Annotated in this window: 16 protein-coding genes; 4 read left to right on the forward strand and 12 right to left on the reverse strand. The window is 71.0% G+C overall.

Going from position 1 to position 15,729, the window contains the following annotated elements:
• Positions 1–1,286 (reverse strand): NYN domain-containing protein (locus ACY45C_RS04750; protein ID WP_462186421.1); only part of this gene is annotated, 1,286 nt, incomplete at its 3' end.
• A gap of 841 nt (positions 1,287–2,127) precedes the next feature.
• On the opposite strand from ACY45C_RS04750, the gene ACY45C_RS04755 reads away from it, so the two are divergent.
• Positions 2,128–2,745: a DUF4352 domain-containing protein gene (locus ACY45C_RS04755; RefSeq protein ID WP_462186422.1), complete on the forward strand. Its 618-nt coding sequence runs from the start codon at positions 2,128–2,130 to the stop codon at positions 2,743–2,745.
• A 140-nt stretch (positions 2,746–2,885) separates the two neighbouring features.
• On the opposite strand, the gene ACY45C_RS04760 is transcribed toward ACY45C_RS04755, so the two are convergent.
• Together ACY45C_RS04760 and ACY45C_RS04765 are read right to left on the reverse strand one after the other, a co-directional pair.
• Positions 2,886–3,281 (reverse strand): HIT family protein, encoded by a 396-nt coding sequence (locus ACY45C_RS04760; RefSeq protein ID WP_462186423.1) that lies wholly within the window; start codon positions 3,279–3,281, stop codon positions 2,886–2,888.
• Between the two features lie 197 nt (positions 3,282–3,478).
• On the reverse strand, positions 3,479–3,889 hold the full coding sequence (locus tag ACY45C_RS04765; protein ID WP_462186438.1) for a VOC family protein: 411 nt from the start codon (positions 3,887–3,889) through the stop codon (positions 3,479–3,481).
• Positions 3,890–4,279: 390 nt separating this feature from the next.
• On the opposite strand from ACY45C_RS04765, the gene ACY45C_RS04770 reads away from it, so the two are divergent.
• Positions 4,280–5,962: a DEDD exonuclease domain-containing protein gene (locus ACY45C_RS04770; RefSeq protein WP_462186424.1), complete on the forward strand. Its 1,683-nt coding sequence runs from the start codon at positions 4,280–4,282 to the stop codon at positions 5,960–5,962.
• A gap of 78 nt (positions 5,963–6,040) precedes the next feature.
• Here ACY45C_RS04770 and qcrB read toward each other — a convergent pair whose 3' ends face one another.
• The 8 genes from qcrB to ACY45C_RS04810 form a co-directional block, all read right to left on the reverse strand.
• Positions 6,041–7,624, reverse strand: coding sequence for a cytochrome bc1 complex cytochrome b subunit (gene qcrB, locus ACY45C_RS04775; RefSeq protein ID WP_462186425.1), 1,584 nt, complete (start codon positions 7,622–7,624; stop codon positions 6,041–6,043).
• Entirely contained in the window at positions 7,621–8,808 is a 1,188-nt protein-coding gene (qcrA, locus tag ACY45C_RS04780) for a cytochrome bc1 complex Rieske iron-sulfur subunit (protein ID WP_462186426.1), read from the reverse strand. The genes qcrB and qcrA overlap by 4 nt, the downstream gene beginning before the upstream one ends.
• Positions 8,809–8,944: 136 nt before the next feature.
• A complete protein-coding gene (gene qcrC, locus ACY45C_RS04785) occupies positions 8,945–9,892 on the reverse strand; it encodes a cytochrome bc1 complex diheme cytochrome c subunit (RefSeq protein WP_462186439.1) in 948 nt (315 codons plus the stop codon).
• 5 nt (positions 9,893–9,897) lie between these two features.
• On the reverse strand, positions 9,898–10,536 hold the full coding sequence (gene ctaE, locus ACY45C_RS04790) for an aa3-type cytochrome oxidase subunit III (RefSeq protein ID WP_462186428.1): 639 nt from the start codon (positions 10,534–10,536) through the stop codon (positions 9,898–9,900).
• 322 nt (positions 10,537–10,858) lie between these two features.
• Positions 10,859–11,314 (reverse strand): SseB family protein, encoded by a 456-nt coding sequence (locus ACY45C_RS04795; RefSeq protein WP_462186429.1) that lies wholly within the window; start codon positions 11,312–11,314, stop codon positions 10,859–10,861.
• A 237-nt stretch (positions 11,315–11,551) separates the two neighbouring features.
• Positions 11,552–12,148, reverse strand: a complete 597-nt coding sequence (locus tag ACY45C_RS04800) for a DUF3501 family protein (protein WP_462186430.1) — start codon at positions 12,146–12,148, stop codon at positions 11,552–11,554.
• Positions 12,149–12,312: 164 nt separating this feature from the next.
• Positions 12,313–12,753 carry a rubrerythrin family protein gene (locus tag ACY45C_RS04805; RefSeq protein WP_462186431.1) on the reverse strand — a complete coding sequence of 147 codons (441 nt, stop codon included), beginning with the start codon at positions 12,751–12,753 and terminating at the stop codon, positions 12,313–12,315.
• Positions 12,754–12,780: 27 nt separating this feature from the next.
• Positions 12,781–13,218 (reverse strand): Fur family transcriptional regulator, encoded by a 438-nt coding sequence (locus tag ACY45C_RS04810; RefSeq protein ID WP_462186432.1) that lies wholly within the window; start codon positions 13,216–13,218, stop codon positions 12,781–12,783.
• 394 nt (positions 13,219–13,612) lie between these two features.
• Here ACY45C_RS04810 and ACY45C_RS04815 point away from each other — a divergent pair, with 394 nt between their 5' ends.
• Together ACY45C_RS04815 and trpD are read left to right on the forward strand one after the other, a co-directional pair.
• Positions 13,613–14,041, forward strand: coding sequence for a response regulator transcription factor (locus ACY45C_RS04815; protein ID WP_462186440.1), 429 nt, complete (start codon positions 13,613–13,615; stop codon positions 14,039–14,041).
• A 19-nt stretch (positions 14,042–14,060) separates the two neighbouring features.
• Positions 14,061–15,227, forward strand: a complete 1,167-nt coding sequence (gene trpD / locus ACY45C_RS04820) for an anthranilate phosphoribosyltransferase (RefSeq protein ID WP_462186433.1) — start codon at positions 14,061–14,063, stop codon at positions 15,225–15,227.
• Between the two features lie 39 nt (positions 15,228–15,266).
• Here trpD and ctaF read toward each other — a convergent pair whose 3' ends face one another.
• Positions 15,267–15,668: an aa3-type cytochrome oxidase subunit IV gene (gene ctaF / locus ACY45C_RS04825; protein WP_462186434.1), complete on the reverse strand. Its 402-nt coding sequence runs from the start codon at positions 15,666–15,668 to the stop codon at positions 15,267–15,269.
• Positions 15,669–15,729: the final 61 nt, after the last annotated feature.

Consider the following 15,729-nt stretch of genomic DNA (forward strand, 5'->3'; position numbering starts at 1 on the left):
GCGGCCGAGGGTACCGCCCGGGCTCCGGCGGCGGCGCAGTTCTCCGCGACCTCCCGGTCGGAGGTGATGACGAAGACCGGGCGGCCTTCCGGTTCCATCCGCACCAGCCGGACGATCTCCTCGTCGGCGAGCTGCCCGGGCCGGCTGAACAGCACGCGCACCCCCCGAGGCATGGCGACACCCACCGGCCGGGCCACGACGGCGGTGGCATCGAAGACGACCGTGACCTCGCTGTCGGGATTGCGGCCCGCGAGCGCACCGAGTCCGGACAGCAGCCGCTCACGCTGGGCCTGCAGGGTGAGGCGGCCGTAGCCCCGCTTGGTCACGTTGTACCCGTCGATGATCAGATGGACCCCGGGGACGGCCAACACCTCGTCGATCAGGGAGGGGTCGTCGTCCGGCCGCCCGCGGGCCCCAGCGAACGCCTGCGGGCCGTTACTCGGGCCGGCTCCGCCGCGAGCGATGAGATCCGCGGGCCTCGCGACCATCGTCGGGAGGTCGAGTTCGCGTCGCAGGCCGTGCGCCGAGACGATCAGGGTGTCAAGGAGAACGCGCAACCGGGCGTCATCGACGCTGCGGGACTCGCGGCTGTCCCGGCGGGTGGAGGCGAGCGCGCTCTCCAGCTCCGCCACCCGGCCGCGCAGCCGCCGGGTCTCCGCCTCGGCATCCCGGCTGACGGCCAAGGCTGCGTCCCGGGCTGCCTCGGCCGCGGTCAGGGCCTCTCGCGTGGCGTCCTCGGCCCGCCGGATCCCGGCGGTGGACGAGCGCAGCCGCCGGCGAGCCTCGTCCGCCTCCGCCCGGGCCGCCCGCAACTGCTCGCGCAGTTCCTCCTGCTCGGCCGCGGCGATGCGCTTGCTCGTCTCGAGCTGTTCGGTGAGCCGCAGTATCGTCCGCTCGGCCTCGTCGACCTGGCTGCGGACCGCCGCCTCCGACGTGGACGCCGCAGCGACCTGGACCAGCTCCTGCCAGCCGGAGACCCGCAGCAGGTACGCGACCGCGGCGATCTTCTCGGGAGGCGCCGCGGGCGGCGGTCCGTCCGGCGAGCTGACGGCTTCGACAAGCTCGGGATGATGACGGCGGATCCACTCGGCGACCTGGCCGCGGAACACGTCACCGTCCACCGCCGCGGCCAGCGGGACAGCTCCCTGGCGGACGCGGCGGGAGGGCTTGAAGCGGCGCACCGCGACCAGCGACGGCGGGACCTCCGGCTCGGGAAGATCCGCCAGCGTCTGCTCGGCGAACTCGACGACATGCGCCCGCACCGGCGCCGGAAGCGGCTCACTCATGCGGCGAATCCGAGGGTGGCGACGAAATGTTCATCAACACGCGCACGACGGACAAACCGGGCGGGCCGTATCTCCAACGGCTCGTCCAACCGGCCAGACAGCAAGGCACGCGGGACTCCGGAGCCGACGGGGAGAACGATGACAGTATAGCTTATCGGGAGAGCTCAGGGCACTCACGGCCGCTACCGGCCGGATCGGTACGTCGGCGGCCTACGGCGAGGCGGGCATTGCCTCAGGTGAAAGTCGGCTTATGTAGCCTCGCGAGGCGCGCCCCTTATGCTCGTTTTCTTCCGAACGCGGCCCTGGCTGCGCCTGAGAGGATCATCGTGACCGACCAGAACCCGCCTCACCAGCCCCCCAGCGGTGACGGGAGCCAGGAGGCGTGGAGGCAGCCGAATGACCCCTGGCACCAGCCCGCGGACGCTGGCAGCACCCCCGCCTCCGGTTCGCCCTCTACTCCCCCGCCGGCTCCGGTCCCACCGTGGGGAGCGCCCCAGCCCGGCCAGCCGAACCAGCCCGACTCGGAGGAGACACGCCTCGCCTGGCCGGGCACCGTCCCGCAACCGGGCGGGCAGCAGTGGGGCGGGCAGCCCAGCGGCCCACAGCACCCCGGCGCTGCGCCAGGGTGGGGACAGCCCGGCGTCGGGCAGGGCTGGGGACAACCGGGCGGCTGGCAGCAGCCGGACCATCCCCCGGCCGCGGCTGCCGGGCCCTACCAGGGTGGGAGTGCCCCATACCCGGAGACGGTCGGCTACCAGGGCGGTCCCGACGCCTACCAGAACCCCCCTGCTGCTACCCGCCGCCTCCGCCCCGGCAGCGGACCAGTCCGCTGTTCATCATCGTGCCCCTCGCCGTGGTCGCCGCCATCGTGCTCGGTGTCGTGATCGCCCTCGCGGTGGGCGGCGGTGACGACACCGAGATCGCCTCCCCACCGGCCCCGACGGTGACCGTGCCCGACCTCCCGAATACCACCGCGACCGCGGCCGCCCCGACCGCGACCCCGCCAAACGGAGTGCCGAGCTGCGTTCCGGTGACGCCACAGCACGCGCCGGCGGCCGGCACCGCGACGATCGGCGGCTCCGGCACCGCCGTCGGCCGGGCCACCTCCTCGGTCAGCGACTTCGAAGCCAGGGTCACCCTCAACAGCGTCTGCTCCACCACCGGCAAGGTGACCCAGTACGGCGACGCGCCCGCCCAGGGGGCCTACTACGTCATTAACGTGACGGTCGAGGTGAGCCGCGGGTCGACGTCCGCCTCACCGTCCGATTTCTACATCCAGACCTCCGACGGCACCCGGTACGACGGCAGCTACGAGAACGTCGCGCCGCGGCTGTCGGTGTCGACTCTCAAGGCCGGGCAGCGGGTCCGGGGCAACATCGTCATCGATGCGCCACCCGGGCACGCCATCCTGAACTGGGAACCGCTGTTCGCCGTCGATCCACCGAAGTTCCAGCTCTGACCGCCGCGTAACCCTACGATCCGCCGGAACAGCCAGAACAGCCAGAACAGCCAGAACAGCCAGAACAGCCAGAACAGCCAGAACAGCCAGAACAGCCAGAACAGCCAGAACAGCCAGATCCGCGCCGGCCGGTACCCGGCTCAGCCGAGGGCGGCATGGATCCGCTCGGCCACGGCATCGAGCTCGGCCGAGTCGGGGTTGTGGTCGGCGAGCCTGAAGTCGATCTGCGTCTCGTCCTCGATCGGCAGGAGATGCACGTGGACGTGCGGGACCTCGAGCCCGGCGACGAGCGCGGCCACCCGCCGAGGTCGGAAGGCCGCGTCGATGGCGCGGCCCACCGTCGCCGCGGCGCTCCACAACGCGACCTGGAGATCATCGGGTAGATCGATCCAATGGTCAATCTCGGTGCGGGGAACGACCAGGGTGTGTCCCGGCCGGATCGGCGCGATCGTCAGGAACGCCACCACGTGCTCGTCGGAGTAGACGATGCGACCGGGAAGCTCGCCGTTGATGATCCGGGTGAAGACGCTCGACATGGCTACGACCCTATCGACCGGGTCGTCCGGCGCGTGACGACAGCACCCGATGGCCGATGGCCGTTCACCCGGCCGTCGAGCCGTCACGTTTTCCGCTGAACGCGACGGTGGTGTGGAGCACGCTTCTCCGAAACCGTGCTCCACCCTCGCCGACCCGCCGGGAACCCAACCCCGTGGGAGCCCGGCCCGCCGGGGTGTCAGACAAAGGGGCACGCGAATCCCGCCGGCCCGACCGTCATCACCCGGAACTCGTTACCCTCCGGATCCTTGAGAACGTATCCGCTCTCCCCGTCGTCGTCGTACCGGGACACCCGGCGGGCACCGAGGGTCGACAACCAGCCGATCACACGCTCCGCGTCGACGGCGTAGAGATCCAGATGAAGCCGGTTACGGCCGGCATCGCGCTTCGCCCCGGGCCTGAGGAGGAGCTTGGGTCCCGCGCCGGCCGGGTGACGCAGGATCACCCCGTCGTCACGCCAGCTCACCTCGTATCCCAATGCGGCGGACCAGAAGCGCACCATCACGTCAACGTTCGAACAGTCGACCGCGACCCGCGCCACTCGAATGCCGTTCGTCTCGAACCATGCCACCTGGGCATGGTTCCGCATTCGACGCACGCAGGCCTGCCGAGTTGGCCGCACGTTTGAGCACACGCCCCGACAGAAGCACCGGACTGCCCCGACGGGACCATAAACGGGACAACCGCGGCGAATTCTATGGCCAATACCGTCCCGTGGCACACCCAGCACCCTACGGATCAGGTATCGTTAATCATTTTCCACCGGCCCGTGACCCGGAACCTCCGTGACCCGGAACCTCCGTGACGACGTGCGGCGAGGCGGACCTGCTTTCGCCTCCGGGCCCGGCGGACAATCCGGGGCGTGAAACTGTCGGGGGTGGGGCCTACCGTGACGCCGTGCGCCCAGATCCCACCCCGGACCGTCCCCGGCCGCCCCGGCAGGGCAGGGCAGGGCAGGCTGGACGATCTCGGTCGCCCGTTGGCGGACGTGACCTTCGTCGTGTTCGACCTGGAGACGACGGGCACCTCCCCGGGAACCGACGAGATCACCGAGATCGGCGCGGTCCGGGTCCGCGGCGGCCGAATCCTCGCCGAGATGGCCACTCTGGTCCGGCCGGGCGTCGGCATCCCTCCGATGGTCTCGGTGCTCACCGGCATCACCGACGTGATGGTGGCGACGGCGCCGCCGGTCGCGCAGGTGGTGCCCACCTTCCTGGAGTTCGCCCGCGGTGCCGTTCTTGTCGCCCACAATGCCCCGTTCGACCTCGGCTTCCTGCGCGCCGCCGTCGAGCTCTGCGGCTATCCGGTGCCCGACTGGGAGTATCTGGACACGTTGCGTATCGCCCGGCGGGTGGTCACGAGAGACGAGAGTCCCGACTCCCGGCTCACGTCGCTGGCCTCACTGTTCCGCAGCCCGGTCGAACCCCGCCACCGGGCGCTGGCGGACGCCCGGGCCACCGTCGACGTGCTGCACGGGCTGTTCGAACGGCTCGGCAACGCGGGCGTGACCACCCTGGAGGACCTGCACGACTACAGCTCCCGGGTGTCGCCGGCCCAGCGACGCAAACGGCACCTGGCCGACGGCCTGCCGACGGGCCCGGGTGTCTACATCTTCCGGGACGCCGACGAACGGGCCCTGTATGTCGGCACCTCGCGTTCGGTGCGTTCCCGGGTCCGTACCTACTTCACCGCCAGCGAGCCCCGGACCCGGATGGCGGAGATGGTGGCGCTGGCTGAGCGGGTCGACGCGATCGGCTGCGCGCACGCCCTGGAGGCCGAGGTCCGGGAACTGCGGCTAATCGCCGAGTACAAGCCGCCGTACAACCGCCGATCCCGCTTCCCGGAGCGATCCGTGTACCTCAAGCTCACCGACGGGCCGTTCCCGCGGCTTTCACGGGTACGCGCCGCCCGTGACGACGCGACCTATCTCGGGCCGTTCGGCAGTGTCCGCGCCGCCGACGCCGCCGCCGAGGCGCTGCTGGCCGCGGTGCCGCTGCGCCAGTGCTCCGGGCGCCTGTCCCCGCGCGTGCGCCGGCCCGCCTGTACCCTCGCCGACCTCGGCAGATGCGGAGCGCCGTGCGACGGCCGGGAGGACATGGCGAGCTACGGCCGGCACGTCGCCCCCGCCCGGGCCGCCATCACCGGCGATCCGGGCCGAGTCATCGCCGCCTCGACGCGGCGCATCGACCGGCTGGCCGCCGAGCAGCGATACGAGGAGGCCGCCGTCCAGCGGGACCGGATGATCGCGTTCGTCCGCGCGGCCGCACGTGCCCAGCGGCTGTCGGCTCTCACCGGAGTCGCCGAGCTCGTCGCCGCGGCCCCGACCGCCGAGGCCGGCTGGGAGCTGGCCGCGGTGCGTCACGGCCGGCTGGTGTCAGCGGCGAGCGTGCCGCCCGGTGTCGATCCGCGGCCCTGGGTCGACGCCGTGGTCGCCAGCGCCGAGACGGTGCGGCCACGGCCCGGCCCGGCCCCGTGCGCCTCCGTCGAGGAGACCGAGCGCATCGCCCGTTGGCTCAGTGGGCCGGGGGTACGGCTCGTGCGGTTGGAGGGCGAGTGGAGCTGGCCGGCCGCGGGCGCCATCCGCGCCGCGGCCGGATTCGGTGCGGCCCCCGGCCGGCCGGTACGTGCGTATGACGGTGACGAGTGGTTCCCGTCGGCCTGACGTGACGTCAGGCCATGACGTCAGGACGCCACGTACTGACGCCAGCTGCTCCGTCAGGTACTCCGTCAGGCCGGACGGCTACTGCCGGCCGCCGCCGGGTGGCTGCTTCTCCTCGACGAAGAACCCGGTCACGGCCTTGCCGGCGCGGCGCGCAAGCCCCTTGCCGTGACCGTCGCCGTGCCCGTTGGCCGCCGGCAGCTCGAACCGGTCCGTCGGGACGAGCGGATGGTCGGGGATGGGAGTTGGCTTCGGGCGGTGGTCCTCCACGAACTCCCCGCTGGGAAGCTGGCGGATGATCCCGGTCTCGATGCCGTGATGCTCGATCTCGGCGTCCTTCTGGTTGAGCGCGATGCAGATCTTCTTCGTCACCGCGTAGGCGATCGGTGGCACGACGATGAGCCCGATGCGGCCGGCCCAGGTCATCGCGTTCAGCGAGATGCTGAAGGTCTTGGCGATGATGTCGTTACCGCCGGAGATCATCAGCACCAGGTAGAAGCTGATCGCCATCGCGCCGATCGCGGTCCTGGTCGGCGCCTCCCGGGGCCGCTGCAGGAGGTTGTGCGGCTTCGTGTCCCCAGCGAACCTGGCTTCCAGCGCGGGATAGAGCGCCGCCAGCGTGAACATAATGCCCGGCAGGACGGCAGTCGGCCAGAACACCGCGGGGAGGGTGTGTCCCCAGCCGCGCCATTCCCACGGCGGCATGAGCCGGGTCGAGCCGTCGAGGAAGCCGATGTACCAGTCCGGCTGGGAGGCCGCGCTGACCTTCGCCGGGTCGTACGGGCCGAACATCCAGATCGGGTTGATCTGGGCGAGACCACCGAGCAGCGCGAGCATCGCGAAGACCAGCATGAAGAACCCGCCGGACTTCACCGCGAACACCGGGAAGACCCGGTGGCCGATGACGTTGTCCTCGGTCTTGCCCGGCCCGGGGAAGTCCGTGTGCTTCTGGTGCCACAGGATGCCCAGGTGCGCGCCGATGAGCGCGAGCAGGACGCCCGGCACCAGCAGGATGTGCGTCACATAGAGCCGGGGCAGGAAGTTGACGCCCGGGAACTCCCCGTTGAAGACGAGGAACGACGTCCACGTCCCGATAATCGGGATGGACTGGGCGATCGAGGCCGCGATCCGCAGACCGGTGCCGGAGAGCAGGTCGTCCGGGAGCGAGTAGCCGGCGAAGCCCTCGAGCATCGACAGGGCGACCAGACCGATGCCGATCAGCCAGTTGGTCTCGCGAGGCTTGCGGAACGCGCCGGTGAAGAACACCCGGAACATGTGCACGACCATCGACGCGACGAAGACCAGCGCGGCCCAGTGGTGGATCTGGCGGAACACCAGACCGGCCCGGGTGTCGAAGCTGATGTCCAGCGTCGAGGCGTAGGCCCGGCTCATCTCCACGCCCTTGAGCGGGACGTAGGAACCGTTGTAGATGACCTCGGTGTTCGACGGGTCGAAGAACAGGGTCAGGTAGATGCCCGTCAGCAGCAGCACGATGAAGCTGTAGAGGGCGATCTCCCCGATCATGAAAGACCAGTGGTCGGGGAAGACCTTGTTCAGGTTGCGCCGCAGAAAGGCCTGGTTGCCGAACCGTTCGTCGAGCTCACGGTTGGCCTTCCGGATCGGGCCCGGCCGCTTGACGAACTCGGGGGCGGAGGCGGTGGTCATGAACGCTCCCAGAAGGCGGCACCGACGGGCTCGTGGTAGTCACCGTCACGGGCGTAGAGGAACCCGGCATTGTCCGCGGCGATGGCAAGCTGCGGCAGGGACCGGCTGGCCGGCCCGAAGATCGCCCGGCAGCCGTCCCGCACGTCGAAGACGGACTGGTGGCAGGGGCAGAGCAGATGATGGGTCTGCTGTTCGTACAGGCTGACCGGGCAGCCGGCGTGCGTGCAGATCTTGGAGTAGGCAACGTGGCCGTCGACGCCCCAGTCCTCCCGGCCCTTGCGGGGGCGGTCGACCCCCGGTGGCAGCCGGATGAGGATCGTCGTGCTGTCGGCCTTGGTCTGGATATCGGTCTTCGGCTGGTACGCGACGGTGCCGTCGGCCTCGGTCACCGGAACGGCCGGGAATACGGTCTCGATGCCGCCGATGGCGACGTCGCCGAGCTTGACGTAACGGCCGTCCTCCGTGACGAGGCGGGCACCCTTCACCCAGCTCGTGTGGTCGAGCTTCTTGCCCGGCTTGGCGTTCGTCAGGTTCAGCAGCGGCACCACGATCAGCCCGCCGAGCACGGTGCCAGCCCCGAGCAGGGTGCGGCGCAGCAACGGGTAGCGCGCGAGGCCGGTGTCGGCGAACCCGGCCGCGATCTCCTCCTCGGTGACGGCGATCTCCTCCTTCGAGGAGGCGAACGCGTGGCGCTCCTGCACGGCCTGCTCGTGCGGCATCAGCCGCTTGGCCCACAGGATCAGGCCGATGCCGAGCCCACCAACGGCGAGGCCCAGCGCGGCCCCGAGGGAGGGGGTGTAGTACGCCTTGTGCTTGTCACCGACGAAATTGGTGACGACGAACCCGACGGTGCCGATCACCGAGATCAAGAACCAGCCGGCGATCAGCCGCTCCGCCCGCCGCTCGGCCCGGCGGTCCACGTCCTGCGCGCGCGGCGGACGGACGGTCACCCCGCCGGCGGCCCGTTCCCCGTAGGTCGGCTGGATAACCCCCGCCCGCGGGCGAACGGCCGTGGTCCCGGGCTCACGGGTCGAGTCGGTCTGGTGGGGCGGCGTGCCCAGGGCCTCCGGGCCGTCCGGCGTCCCGGCCGGGACGTCCGGGCCGCCGGCAGACACCCCGGATCCCCCGGCGGGCTGGCCGGAGGTGTCCACCGGGTGCTTCGCCCTTCTGAAGATGCTGCTCATCGAGTCCTGCTCAGATTCATCGGCCGGTTCGCCCTGGTAGCCCGGGTAGTGCATACGCCGGTCCCTCGGGACGGACGGCTGGTCCGCACCGGAATCCGCCGGCCCCGGCGTTCCTGGGCCCGTCTGGTCACTCCACTCATACCTTCTGCCTCGCTCCGATCCACAGGCACACGCCCAGCAGGGCACCGACGCCCACCAGCCAGGCCAGCAGCCCCTCGGGCACCGGACCGTAGTTACCGAGGCTGTGCCCACCGGCGCTCGGCGTTTCCTTCATGTGCCTGATGTAGGCCGCGATCGCGATCGCGGCCTCCTCGTTGAGCTGGCGCGGGCCGAACACCGGCATCGACTCCGGCCCGGTCCGCATGGCCTCGACGACCTGCACCGGGGTGGACTCATTCAGCGAGGGGGCGAACTTGCCGTAGGTCAGCGGCGCACCCTGACCGACGGCCTGGTGGCACTGCGCGCAGTTGGCCCGGTACAACTCGCCGCCGTGCGACAGATCGGCGTCGTTGAGCGCCGCGTCCGTGACCTTCGGTATCTCCTCGCCGCCGCCAAGGCTCTGGATGTACGCGGCGAGCTGGTCGATCTGGGTCGCCGAGTAGATCGGGGGCTTGCGGTCGGCCTGCGCGGCGGGGGCGGCCAGCGGCATCCGGCCGGTCGACACCTGGAAGTCCACCGCGGCGGCGCCGACGCCGATGAGGCTGGGCCCGGTGTTCGTGCCCTGCGCTCCCAGCCCGTGGCAGGTCGAGCAGCCCTGCAGGTACAGCGCCCGGCCCTGCCGGACCGCCTCGTTGGCGTCCGGGGTCTGCGCGGCGTTGCCGCCCGGCGCGAGCACCGTCCACAGCACCCCCGTGGCCAGCAGGCCGAGGACCATGACCAGCGCGGAGGACCTCCGGCGACGACGCGCGGGCGAACGGCGCCCGCCCGAGAACCGCTTCGTGGCGGCGACCGGCACCGAGGATCGCGACGCCGCAGTGCCCGGCGCGGGGGTGCCCGGCGCGGGGGTGCCCGGCGCCGGAGTACCCGACGGTGGGATGCCCGACGGCGTGCCCGAGGATGACGAGGTGCCCGAGGATGCAGTCATGTCGCTCACTGGAGGAGGTAGATGGTCGCGAAGAGGGCGATCCAGACAACGTCGACGAAGTGCCAGTAGTACGACACGACGATCGCCGAGGTCGCCTTCTCCGGCGTGAAGCGCCCGTACATCGATCGGCCCAGCACCATCAAGAAGGCGACGAGACCGCCGATCACATGGAGCCCGTGGAAACCGGTGGTCAGGTAGTACACCGATCCGTAGGCGTGCGACGCCATCGTGAACTTGTTCTCGCTGAAGTACTCGTTCACCTGGCCGCCGACGAACACCAGACCCATGATCAGCGAGATCAGGTACCAGCGCCGTAGCCCGTACACGTCACCACGCTCGGCGGCGAACACGCCGAGCTGGCAGGTGACGCTGGACAGAACGAGGATCACGGTGAAGAACAACGCGTACCCGACGTGCAGCTCCACGGGTCCGTGTTCGGATCCGGCAGGGTCGCCGGTAGCCGGCGGCCAGTTGCCGCTGTTGACCGAACGGATCGTGAAGTACATCGCGAACAGGGACGCGAAGAACATCAGCTCCGATGACAGCCACACGACCGTGCCAACCGAGACCATCGAGGGACGGTTGGCCGTCGGGTGCGGTGGAGGAGCCTTCTCGAGGACGGGGGCTGAGGCCACGTCGGTCATTCTGGCACGGGACGGCCCACGCGCCACCGTAGGTTCGACGTTCGGTAGGACTACGACCCGTCGATGACCGCCCCGGATCATCGTGGCGGCTGCCTCGCGTGCCCGGCAAAGCCCTGCCGCAACTGGAAAAACGCAGGTCACAGCGATGTCAGTCGGCCTACGAACGATGCGGAGCGACAAGGCTGACCCGGCCGATGTTGCGTGCCTCACCCGCGACGCACCGGCCCGCCAGCGCCGTTCGGCGGGCACGGTCGAGCCAACACGGACACCCCCGACCGCGACGTGGCCCCCGACCGCGACGTGACGTGACGCCGGGCGGGCCTCAGCCGGACATCGCGGCGAGCGCCCGCAGGCCGTCCGCCGGCAGGGCGATGCCGCCCTCCGAGCCGGGATCGACCGCGAGCAGGAGATCATCGGACGGCCAGATCCGGCCCAGTGCTGCCACCTGGACCGTGCGGTAACGCGCCACCTCCGGCAGCGCCTCGGCCAGGCGTTGCTCAGAGGTGAACGTCGGGACGAACTGGGTGCCGTCCTGCCGGTCGGCCACCGGCAGCTGCAGGACGCTGTCGTCCTCCTCCGACAGATCGGTGATGTCGTTACCGAGGTCGGGCAGCAGGACCTCGGCGACGGCGAGATCGCCGAGCGCCGCTCGCTCGTCCTTACCTTCGGCGAGGCGGTGCAGCGCGGCCCGCGCGGCCGTGCCCTGCGCGGAGGGGACGCCGGCCGGGACAGCGGCGCCGGGGCGGGTGCGGTCGGGACGTAGCTGGTCATCGGTCACGGGTGGCTCCCTGACGTGGATGAACGTGCTGACGTTGACGGGTGGGCGGACGTGCCGACACGGACGCGTGCCCTAGGTGTTCCGCCTACCCATCCCGCCGCGCGCGAACCGACTGCCCGCGGACGTGTCCGACCTCACCCGCGACCGGGGACCCGCGACCGGCCGTGACCGTGACCGTGACCGGCTGCGACCGGCTGCGACCGGCCGTGACAGGTCGGCGCCGGCCGAGTGGGCCGGTCAGGACCGCAACGCGAGATCCGCGATGAGGGCACGCCGGGTGGCTCCGGTCAACGGCGTCGCCTCGCTGTACTCCGGGTGTTCCACGACGAGCTCGACCAGCACTTCGGGGTCGCGGAAAGCATCCCGGAGCGAATCGGTCAGCGCGAAGCGCACCATGTGCACGGAGACGGTCTCAGTGGTCACATCGGGATCCTCGTCAAGGCCGGGGATCTCCTCGCCCGCCACCCGGGTCCCGCCGATCTCCAGGGCGAAACTGTGCTGCAGCCCGGCAAGCCGCCCCAACTCCTCGCGGACAGTCTCCAGAACCGAGAGCTCGATGAACACCGTCGCCGTGAGGACGTGGCTGGAGGGCAGCAGGCGGGAGTACGCATCGATCTCGTGGGCGACGTCGGCGGAGGCGGTCAGCCGCTCGGTGTAGACCATCTCCTGCACCTGGTAGCGCAGCGTCTGCTCGTTGTCGAACTCGAGGACGACGATGTCCCCGACCCGTACCCGGCGTTCGGCGCGCACCAGGATCATCTGACTGCGCAGCCGCGGCCGGCGCTCCGCGTACGCCTGGTGGTCGGTGGTGATGTCGGCGATGGTCAGCGCCATCGTGCGATCTCCTGTCCGGAAATGCTGGGATCCGTGAACGGGCGAGCGGTCCAGGAACGGCCGAGGGCCCACGGCGCGGGAGCGACGATACGGGCCGGGGTGGCGACGGGGACTACTGGCATCGCCCCGCCACCCCGGCCCGGTCGATCGAGAAACCCCGACGATCAGGCGTCGGCCGTCTCCTCGGCCGACAGCGCGTCGAGGGCCTTCTTGAACCGACCGGCGTGGGTCTTCTCCGCCCGGGCGAGGGTCGAGAACCAGTCCGCGATCTCCTCGAAGCCCTCCTCGCGGGCGGTCTTGGCGAAGCCGGGGTACATGGCAGTGAACTCGTAGGTCTCGCCGGCAACGGCGCTGACCAGGTTCTTCATGGTCGTGCCAAGGGGCTCGCCCGTCGCCGGGTCGCCGACCTCCGCGAGGAAATCCAGGTGCCCGAAGGCGTGCCCGGTCTCGCCCTCCGCGGTGTCGCGGAACAGCGAAGATGCGTCGGTCAGCCCCTCGATGTCGGCCCGGCGGGCGAAGTAGAGGTAACGCCGGTTCGCCTGGCTCTCGCCGGCAAACGCCTCCTTGAGGTTCTCGTGGGTCTTGGTGCCGTCAAGCTTCGGCATGAAGTGCTCCTTGTGGATGGGTGTTCACTATTGACCGGTCCTGTCCGCGCCGCGGGCCGGGCCGGAGCCGTTCGCCTGACAATCCGGGCACAGCCCCCGGAACTGCAGGTCGTACCCGGTGATGGCGAATCCCGAGCGGCACGCGATCTCCGCCATCATCCCGTCGGGGACGGGGTGATCAATGTCGACCGCCCGACGGCATCCGCCACAGACCACGTGGTCGTGACGACTCGTGTTGGCGTCGTACCGGGCCGCCGGGCCGCCGCCCAGGCGCAGCTCGATCGCTCGACCGGCGGACACCAGCAACGCCAGTGTGCGGTATACGGTCGCGCTGCCGATCCCCGGGGACACGGTCCGCACCCGTTCGTAGACCTCGGCCGCGGTCGGATGGTCGCGGGCCGCCGCCAGCACCGCCAGCACGGCCATCCGCTGCGAAGTGAGACGAAGATCGGTCTGGTTGTTCATAGGATCACGCCCGTCGTACGGCGGTGGAACGCCCCGGGCCGCCGGCGGCGGCGATCGAGGCGTCACGCGGTCCGGCCGGCATCAGGGTCCACCGATTGAGAACGAGTTTCAGTATCACTCCTGCGACGATCCGAAGGCAACCAGGGGTCTGTGATCCCGGCCCCACCCGGCCCGGCGAGGACCCGGCGGGCGACGCGACACGGGTCACGTCCGACGGTCCGCGGGAGGTAGCCTGCACGGGACAACTCTCACATGGCAGCGTCCACTTCCGAGGTGCCCGGATGTCCGGGGTACCTGGGAGCCCGAGGTGCCTGGAGGGCGGTCCGCAGTTCACCGCTGGCCGGCTCACCGCCGGTCGGCGATGGTCACCTCTCGCGAAAGGCCCGCGGACGACATGATCACCATCCTCGTCTACGCCGACCGAGCGGATGTGCGCGAACACGTCCGGAACGCGATCGGCCGTCTCCCCGCCGCTGGCCTCGGTCCGATTGAGTTCGTCGAGGCCGCCGACGCCCCCGAGGCGATCGGCGTGGTCGATCATCACGAGGCGGATCTGTGCATCTTCGACGCGGAGGCCACCCCCAGCGGCGGCATGGGGCTCTGCCGGCAGCTGAAGAACGAGGTCATCAACTGTCCGCCGACCATCCTGCTGGTCGCCCGCCCGGACGATCGCTGGCTCGCCACCTGGTCCCAGGCGGATGCGGTGGTCACCCATCCGATCGACCCGGGTCTGCTCACCGAGGCGGTCGTGACACTGCTGCGGGCGCGTGCCGGCGGCGCCGTGGCCCGTCAGCCGCTCACCGGCGCCCAGCTCGCCCACTGAGATCCAGGGCTTCCGAGATATGACCACCGTTAGCGCATCCCACTCCTACACCGGCCGCTCCCCCGTCGGCGCTCCCCCCGCCGGGGCTCTCCCGACCGTCGAGACGAGCTGGCCGGAGCTGATCGGGGCGTTGCTGGCGGGCGAGTCCCTGGACTCCGCGTGCACCGCCTGGGCGATGCACCAGATCATGGCGGGGGCCGCCTCGCCCGCGCAGGTGGCCGGGTTCGCGGTAGCGCTGCGGTCCAAAGGGGAGACGCCGGAGGAGATCGCCGGCCTGGTAGGGGCCATGCTGGCCAGTGCCACGCCCCTGAGCCTGTCCGAGCAGGTACGGGCCCGCGCCGTGGACACCTGCGGGACCGGCGGCGACCGTTCCCACACCGTGAACCTGTCGACGATGGCCGCGCTGGTCGTCGCCGGCGCGGGTGTGCCGGTGGTCAAGCACGGCAACCGGGCCGCGTCGTCATCCTGCGGCTCGGCGGACCTGCTCGCGGAGCTCGGTGTCGTGGTCGACCTGCCGCCAGCCGGCGTCGAGGCGTGCCTGGCTACGGCAGGCATCGCCTTCTGCTTCGCCCAGGTCTTCCACCCGGCGATGCGGCACGTCGGCGGGGTCCGGCGCGAGATCGGCGTGCCCACCGCGTTCAACATCCTCGGGCCGCTGAGCAACCCGGCCCGCCCCGGCGCGCAGGCGATCGGCGTCGCCGACGCGCGGCTCGCTCCCGTCGTCGCCGGGGTGCTGGCCGACCGGGGCACCCGGGCGCTGGTGTTCCGCGGCGACGACGGGCTCGACGAGCTCACCCCGGTGACGACGTCCGCCGTGTGGGTCGTCGCGGCCGGCGCCGGACAGCCGCGCCGCGAGCGGTTCGACCCCCGCGACGTCGGCATCCACGTCGCGGACCGCGCCGCGCTGCGCGGCGCGGACGCCCGTTACAACGCCGCCGTCACCCGGTCGGTGCTCGCCGATGAGCCCGGACCCGTCCGCGACGCGGTCCTGCTCGCCGCCGCCACCGCCCTGGTCGCCGCGGCCGGCCCCTCCGACGCCCCCGTCACCGAGCAGATCGGCGCCGCCCTGCCCCGGGCGGCCGAGGCGGTGGACTCCGGCGCCGCCCGGGCCGTCCTGGATCGCTGGGTGACCGCGAGCCAGGCCGCCGCCGCAGCGGTCGACACGGCGGTGGCCACGGCTCCCTGAGCGGGCCTTGGGAAGGGGGACCCCCCGACCCGGGCGGGATCAGTCCTCGGGCACCGGCGGGTGCCAGAAGTTCTCGAAGACCAGGCAGGTCACGAACACCACGACCAGAAGCGCACCGAGAACAATCAGCCAGACGCCGAAGACGAGGCCCATGGCCGCCGTCACCGAGCTGGCCCCGATGAAGAACGGGTAGTAGCTGCCCGGGGTGAAGTGCCCGAGCTCCCCCGCCCCGTCGGCGATCTCCGCATCCGGCAGGTCCTGCGGGCGCATGCCGATCCGCCGGCCAGTGAAGACCAGGTAGCCGCCGACGAGCAGGCCGAGCCCCGTGGTGAGGGTCAGCGCGGCCGTGCCGGTCGGGTCCTTCGACCAGAACCAGTACACCAGCGCGGCGGCCCCGGCGAACACCCCGAAGAAGTTGAAGATGATGCCTTCCACCTTCATGCCATGGCCGCCTTAACTGATCTCGGGAGTCGCGTGGTAGTCGACCCGGCCAATCGTGGCC

The sequence above is a fragment of the Frankia sp. CcWB2 genome, assembly GCF_977927585.1.

Coding starts and splice junctions, on each gene's coding strand:
- ACY45C_RS04765 (WP_462186438.1), bottom strand. CDS start 3,889: ATGCGGAACCATGCCCAGGTGGCATGGTTCGAGACGAACGGCATTCGA.
- qcrC (WP_462186439.1), bottom strand. CDS start 9,892: ATGACTGCATCCTCGGGCACCTCGTCATCCTCGGGCACGCCGTCGGGC.
- trpD (WP_462186433.1), top strand. CDS start 14,061: ATGACCACCGTTAGCGCATCCCACTCCTACACCGGCCGCTCCCCCGTC.
- ctaE (WP_462186428.1), bottom strand. CDS start 10,536: ATGACCGACGTGGCCTCAGCCCCCGTCCTCGAGAAGGCTCCTCCACCG.
- qcrA (WP_462186426.1), bottom strand. CDS start 8,808: ATGAGCAGCATCTTCAGAAGGGCGAAGCACCCGGTGGACACCTCCGGC.
- qcrB (WP_462186425.1), bottom strand. CDS start 7,624: ATGACCACCGCCTCCGCCCCCGAGTTCGTCAAGCGGCCGGGCCCGATC.
- ACY45C_RS04810 (WP_462186432.1), bottom strand. CDS start 13,218: ATGAACAACCAGACCGATCTTCGTCTCACTTCGCAGCGGATGGCCGTG.
- ACY45C_RS04815 (WP_462186440.1), top strand. CDS start 13,613: ATGATCACCATCCTCGTCTACGCCGACCGAGCGGATGTGCGCGAACAC.
- ACY45C_RS04800 (WP_462186430.1), bottom strand. CDS start 12,148: ATGGCGCTGACCATCGCCGACATCACCACCGACCACCAGGCGTACGCG.
- ACY45C_RS04805 (WP_462186431.1), bottom strand. CDS start 12,753: ATGCCGAAGCTTGACGGCACCAAGACCCACGAGAACCTCAAGGAGGCG.
- ctaF (WP_462186434.1), bottom strand. CDS start 15,668: ATGAAGGTGGAAGGCATCATCTTCAACTTCTTCGGGGTGTTCGCCGGG.
- ACY45C_RS04760 (WP_462186423.1), bottom strand. CDS start 3,281: ATGTCGAGCGTCTTCACCCGGATCATCAACGGCGAGCTTCCCGGTCGC.